The sequence below is a fragment of the Dyella japonica DSM 16301 genome, from assembly GCF_001010355.1.
Classification (GTDB): Bacteria; Pseudomonadota; Gammaproteobacteria; order Xanthomonadales; family Rhodanobacteraceae; genus Dyella; species Dyella japonica.
In genome coordinates this window covers 1-6,039 of record NZ_JPLA01000034.1, presented here as the reverse complement: position 1 = coordinate 6,039, position 6,039 = coordinate 1, and the positions used below count along the sequence as shown (strand labels likewise).

Genomic DNA, 6,039 nt, shown 5'->3' with positions numbered 1-6,039 from the left:
AACCAAAAGAAAGGGCCCCCCGGATGACGCGCCTTCCGGGCCTTCGGCCCTCCAGGTGCGCGGGCGGGCTCCGGGGTTTTTCGACAGGACATCCCTGTCCTGTCGAAAAACTGGCCGCATCCATGCGGCCACCCTGCGGGCTTTCCTCCACCCGCCCGCCGCGTCATACGGGGACCCCGGTTAAAAGCCACATCAAAAGCGGAAGCTCATCCGTCGCCGGGTTTGCGTTCTCTTGTAGGAGCGCACCCTGTGCGCGACAGCCCCACGGCGCGGTACGCCCCAACGCCGCGGTCGCGCACAAGGTGCGCTCCTACAAGGGAGCGCAGGCCGTGGATCTCGACTGATAAATTGCGCGCGGTTTTTTTGTGGGAGCGCACCNNCCTACGGAGCGGTACACCCGGGCGTGGCTGTCGCGCACAGGGTGCGCTCCCACAGACGAGCAGGCGTCAACCGTGGCGCAGCGCGGAAACCGGAATCAGCAGCTCAATTGGGCCGCTGATCCGCAAACGCATAAACGTGATCGGCCCACTGCGTCGCCTCGAGATAAATCGCCGCCATGCGGCGAATCACTTGCGGCTGCACTTCGCCGCCGCGCAGGTTGCCGGCTTCCCACGCGCGGATCTGATCGAGCAGGGTGGCGAACGGGCCCTTGTTTTCCAGCAGGGCGCTGCTGATTTCGCGGGCCAGCGGCAGGTGCCACAGGACGAAATCCATGGGGGCTTCCATCATCGCGTCGAGCAGCGAGAACAGGCCGGCGGTGAAGGCCATTTCGCGTTGTTCGGCGGGCATGTGCTGGGCGAGCTTTTCGCACATGTGGGCGCGGATGAGGGCGGCGCGCAGCAGTTCCGGCGGACGATCGCCGGTGCCGCTCAGCGCCATGGTGTAGATCCAGTTACGCAGGCGTGCGGCGCCGAAGAAGATGGCGGCCTGCTGTACCGACTTGAGCTGGCGCGGCAACGCGAAGTACGCGGAGTTCACGCAGCCCAGCAGCTTGTAGCTGAGGATGGCGTCGTCGCGCACGATCTGGCCCAGTTCCACCGGACCCGGATTGCCTTCCTGCAAGGCCTTCATCAGGCGCAGAAGACTGAGGCGGCTGGCGGCGAGCACCGGCACGGCGACAGGTTCGGGCTTCAGCAGGAACTGGCCCTGGATCGCCTGCAACGGCAGCGATTCGCAGCGGTGATAAGTGTCGTGATCGTCGACATGGCCGGCGACCACATGGGTGCCGCGCGCATGCAGGTACTCGCTGCGCGAGCGCAGGGTAGCCGGATCGAGCTTGCTGGCATCCAGGCGCACGAACTGCACGATCTTGAGCAGGGGTTCCACCGCCGGATTGAATTCCAGCGTGGTGTCGCCGGCATCGAGCATCAGCGGGCAACCGCGTTGCGCCATGCGTGCCAGGCGTTCGACCAGGGCGGCATCGGCGGCGGCCTCGGGCTGCAGCAGCACGCCGAAGCGTGGCTGGTGCTGCAGCACGTCGGTTTCTTCCATCAGCAATTCGTGCGTGAGCCGCAGGAAGGTGCGGTTGCCTCGCACCAGGCGCGCCAGCGCGCCATCGGTGATGGTGGCGAGCGCGCGACGCATCAGCGTGGCTTCGTCCTCGGCATCGTCCTGGAAGACGATTTCATAGGCGAACAGTTCGCGCTTGCTGTCCAGCATGGGCAGACGGATCACCGGCAGCGCTTGTTCGCTGGCGGTGGAGGCGTCCGTGGCGGAGGGGATGGCCGCAGCTTCGCTCATGATCAGTCGATGTGGTGACGATGGTGGAGAGGAGCGGCAACGGCCGCCTGCAAACAACCGCGCGTGTTGGAAAGCTGCACGCGCGTCATAACTGCTTAAGCCTCGGCCAGCGACTGTGAGCGCAGGCTCGTGCGCAGGTCACCTGCGCGGCCGTACACGCTCGCTTCCGCTTCGTTGCCGGTCAGTACGGCCAGCGCCTTGCGCACCTGCTGCAGGCGCAGGCCCACGAGATAGCCGTTGCGTTGGTTGAGCTGCTGGCAGGCACGCAGCGACTGCAGGATCTCTTGCCACCGCGGTGCCAGCGTGCGGCTGGCCTCGGGCGCGCCCTGGCTGAGTTGCACGCGCTCGCTGTCGAGCTGTTCCAGTCGCACCATCAATTCGTGCTTGCTGGCGCCGGCGTGGTTGAGCGCGTCGACGTCGGCATTTTCCAGGGCGGTGCGCTCGGTGGTGAGCGCATCCATCAATTGACCCACTGCCAGCCGCATCTCGTCCACCGCGGCGGTCAGCGCATGGTCCAGTTCGGCTTGCAGTGACGGGCTCATGACTTGCCGTTGAGCTGGTTTTCGAGGGACATCATGCGATCGGCGATCTTGCCCGCATCGACCTTGTAGGTGCCGCTCGCCAGCTGCTGGCGGATGTGCTCGACTTTCTTCGTGTCCATGGTGGCACCGCTGTTCGTGCGGGATGCTTCCTGCAAGGCACGCGCGGAGTCGGTCAGCTGGACGCGGTCGTTTGCACCCGTGCTGCTGCCGGCGGCATCGCTGGCCGTCGTGCTGGAAGCGCCCTGCGTGGAGCCGCTGGCCTGGCCCGTGGCGGGCTGGGGAAGCTTGGGCAAGCCGTTGTTGGAGATCGTGGTATTCATGGGTCCGTTCTCTTGGATATCTGGCCCTGTTGCTTACAGGATCGGCCGGGGGGCCGCAAACTTTAATCGCTCATGCACTGCATTCAGGGTAGCGCCAGGACTTCCCCCGGGGCCGTCACCATGGCGTCGATCACCTTGCCGGAGCTGCCGTTGCGCACCTTCAGGCGCGAACCGCTGTCCCCGCCGCCCAGCGCGACGCCGCTGGCACGGACCTCGATCCCATCCAGCCGGGATACCAACTGCACCTGGTCGCCCGCCTTCACCGCGCTGCGCCCGCCCAGGGCCGCCGGCGTGACGACCGAGCCGGCGCCCAGGGCGCGCGACAGCGTACGCCCCTGCAGCTCTGCCGCATCGCTGACATAGCCGTAGCCCAGGCGCGTGATGTCGCGCTCCTCGCTGCGCACGTCGTCGACGCGGACGCCGTCGCCGCGCTGCAGCGGATGCACCAGCACCAGCACCTGGCGGAACACCTGCAATTGCACCGGCACATGCAGGGTCCAGCCTTCCGGGCCCGGGCACCTGACCAGCACGTTCATGCGTGGCATCAGTCGAGCGCCGGCCTGCAAGCCAGCCGTCAGTGAACCCGGGCATGGCGTCAGCTGCAGCGTGCGCGTATCCAGCTCGGCGGCCTGCGCCACCACGCGGCTGCCGGGCGTGTCGTATTGACCGCGCAGCCATTGCTCGGCCGCCGCACGCGCGGCCTGTGCCGGCTCCGTCGCATGGACGGGCAGCACCAGGGCGCCGAGCAGCAGGGCGGCCAGAGGATGTTTCATAGATCGGCGAGCAGTACGTTCAGTTGGGTCAGCAGCGTTTCGCGCTCGCCTTCGAGCTGCCGCATCAGCTGGCCCGCCTGATCGAGCTGGCCATCGCAGAGCAGGGTGGCAAACGTGCTGCCTTGCTCGCGCAAGCGTGCGCCAGCCGCCGAGAGCGCACCGGCAGCGGCATGGTTGGCGCGCCCCGCGGTGAGGCGCTCGAGCGTGCGGCTGAGGGCCTGGGTGTCGAACCAGCGGCGGTCGAGTGCGGCCGGCTCCTGCAGTGCCAGCTCCATCGCCTGGCGCAGGCCTTGGGCGGCCTCGCGCACGGTGAGGCTCAGGCTTGCCGGATCTTCGCCGCTCTCGCTTTCCAGCCAGTCCAGCGCGAGGCGATGGCCGAGCAGGGCGCCGCGGCTGAGGGCTTCGGACTGGCGGGTGGCTTCGGCCGAGCGGCGATGCCATGCGCCCAGCGCGGCCTGCGCAGCGACCGCGCGGGCGTGGTGGACATCCTGATTCTTCTGCATGTTGCCGATGCGCTCGCCGATCTGACGCAATGCCTCGCCGCTGTCGCGCAGCGAGGTTTCGGTCTGGCTGAGGCCACCCTGCGCGCGGTCGAGGCGCTGCAGGCCTTGCTGCACATCGCCGTCCAGCTGCAGCGAGAAATCGCCGATGGAGCCGGTGACGGTCTCGATCTCGTTGGTGGCCAGGCTGGTCTTCTCGGCCAGCTGCTTCACTTCGTCGGCGACCACGGCAAAACCGCGACCCGCCTCGCCGGCACGAGCGGCCTCGATGGCGGCATTGAGCGCCACCAGGTTGGTCTGGTGGGCGATTTCCTGCACCACGCTGGTGAGCTTGCGGATCTGCGCCACCTGTTCGGCCAGCTTGCTCTGGTTGCGGTTCATGGCCGACAGCGCCGTGCGCAGCAGGCGCAGCTGGCCGTCGAGCTCGCTCACGCTGCGCTCGCTGGTCTCGCCGGTCTGGCGTGCGTAATCCAGGCCGGTGCCGATCTGTTGGAGGGATGTCGAGATTCCGGCGCTGCCATCCGTCAAACGGCCGACGTCGTCGCGGCTCTCCTGCGCCGACTGGTGCATCGATGCCTGTTCGCGCGCCAGCTGCTGCGACGCGCCCAGCACCAGGCCCAGCTGTTCCATCGTCTGCATGGCCACGGCCACCGGCGGCCTGGCGGTGAGTACGGCCGACAGCAGCGGCGCCAAGGCCTGCGCTGCGCGCGGATGGCGGGCCGTCAGCTGTGCGACCTGGGCGCGATCACCCGCCGCGGCAGCGCGGGCAAGTTCGGCGAGGTGCTGGCTCCAGATCAGACTCATGGGTGGATCGTTCCTTCCTATAGGGTCGCCTCCGGCATCGGCGGCGAGCGTCGGAACTTGAGAAGCAAGCGACGTGCCATGGCGATATGGCGGCTCAAGCCACTGCTCCGGCGGCCGATACGCGGGAGAGATAGCGGCAGGGCCGCAGAGGAATCGGCATGAGCGCGTGGATGGACAAGGTGGAACAGCAGACCCGGCTGGCGGGCCACAACCGCGTGGCCATGCTGTTGTTCCGGATGGGCGACGAACAGCTGTTCGGCATCAATGTATTCAAGGTGAGAGAGGTCATGCGCCGCCCGCCGATGGAACGCATGCCCGATGCGCATCCGCTGATTGCCGGCAGCTGCGATTACCGCGGCACCACCATTCCCGTCATCGACCTGGCGGTGGCGCTGGGTTACCCGTCATTGCGCGATGCGGGCTCGGCACACTTGATGGTCACCGAGTTCAGCCGCAGCGTGCAGGGCTTCCTGGTCGCCGAGCCGCAACGGCTGGTGCATTGCGATGGCGAGTCGCTGGCCGCGCCTTCGGCAGCCCTGGGCTTTGGCAGCCGCGTCAATGCCGTGACGCGCGTGGACGGCGCCCTGGTCGCCGTGGTCGATGTGGAGCACGTGCTGGCCACGCTCAATGCCAACACCACGGAATTGTCCGCGCCGATGCAGCGCATCGCGCGCGTGCACGACCTGCAGCCGCGGCGTGTGATGGTGGTCGATGACTCGCTGGTGGCGCGCAACCAGCTGGTGAACCTGTTCCGTCAGATGGACGTGGAGTGCGTGATCGCCCAGGACGGCCGCGAGGCGCTGGAGCGGCTGGAGGCGCTCGCCGAGACGCAGGGCGAGGAAAGCGTGACCCTGGTGGTGTCGGATATCGAGATGCCGCGCATGGATGGTTATGCGCTGACGCGCGCGATTCGCGAGACCGCATCGCTGCGTTCGCTGAAGGTGGTGTTGCACAGTTCGATCAGCGGCATCTTCAATGAGGCGATGGTGCGCGAGGTGAATGCGGATCGCTTTGTGGCGAAGTTTCAGCCGGATTTGTTGGCGCAGACGGTGTTGGAGTTGATGCCGGAGAGGTTTGAGGAGTTCTGATTTTCGCTCCTGCCCCCTCTCCCCTGCGGGGAGAGGGTTGGGGTGAGGGGCCGATCTAGCCTCATTGCATGGTGGTGACGCTGGCTTCTTTTGCTCGTCATTCCTGCGAAGGCAGGAGGAGCTTTCAACAGCCGAATGGCTGGTCATCCAGTTTCGTCAGTCTCCGGTTGTCGCCTTATCGCGACCTGGCTCGCCTGCCGCGGGCTTCCGGCCTCCTGCCGGAGGCCGGGTCACTTTTCTTTGCTTGCCCAAAGAAAAGTAACCAAAAGAAA

7 protein-coding genes are annotated in these 6,039 nt (G+C 66.9%); 2 read left to right on the top strand and 5 right to left on the bottom strand.

All coding sequences use genetic code 11. The features are described 5' to 3' along the window. Positions 1–483: 483 nt before the first annotated feature. The 5 genes from Y882_RS12960 to Y882_RS12940 form a co-directional block, all read right to left on the bottom strand. A complete protein-coding gene (locus tag Y882_RS12960) occupies positions 484–1,740 on the bottom strand; it encodes an EAL and HDOD domain-containing protein (protein WP_046972356.1) in 1,257 nt (418 codons plus the stop codon). A gap of 95 nt (positions 1,741–1,835) precedes the next feature. Next, positions 1,836–2,282 carry a flagella synthesis protein FlgN gene (locus Y882_RS12955; protein ID WP_046972355.1) on the bottom strand — a complete coding sequence of 149 codons (447 nt, stop codon included), beginning with the start codon at positions 2,280–2,282 and terminating at the stop codon, positions 1,836–1,838. Continuing rightward, positions 2,279–2,602, bottom strand: coding sequence for a flagellar biosynthesis anti-sigma factor FlgM (gene flgM, locus Y882_RS12950; RefSeq protein WP_046972354.1), 324 nt, complete (start codon positions 2,600–2,602; stop codon positions 2,279–2,281). The genes Y882_RS12955 and flgM overlap by 4 nt, the downstream gene beginning before the upstream one ends. Before the next feature lie 83 nt (positions 2,603–2,685). Continuing rightward, positions 2,686–3,375 carry a flagellar basal body P-ring formation chaperone FlgA gene (flgA, locus tag Y882_RS12945; protein WP_046972353.1) on the bottom strand — a complete coding sequence of 230 codons (690 nt, stop codon included), beginning with the start codon at positions 3,373–3,375 and terminating at the stop codon, positions 2,686–2,688. Further along, positions 3,372–4,679, bottom strand: coding sequence for a methyl-accepting chemotaxis protein (locus Y882_RS12940; protein ID WP_046972352.1), 1,308 nt, complete (start codon positions 4,677–4,679; stop codon positions 3,372–3,374). Before Y882_RS12940 ends, flgA begins: the two co-directional genes overlap by 4 nt. 158 nt (positions 4,680–4,837) lie before the next feature. On the opposite strand from Y882_RS12940, the gene Y882_RS12935 reads away from it, so the two are divergent. Both Y882_RS12935 and Y882_RS20550 read left to right on the top strand, forming a co-directional pair. Beyond that, positions 4,838–5,767 (top strand): chemotaxis protein, encoded by a 930-nt coding sequence (locus Y882_RS12935; protein ID WP_046972351.1) that lies wholly within the window; start codon positions 4,838–4,840, stop codon positions 5,765–5,767. 68 nt (positions 5,768–5,835) lie between these two features. Next, a partial coding sequence (locus Y882_RS20550) for a hypothetical protein (protein WP_211259176.1) occupies positions 5,836–6,039 on the top strand: 204 nt, incomplete at its 3' end.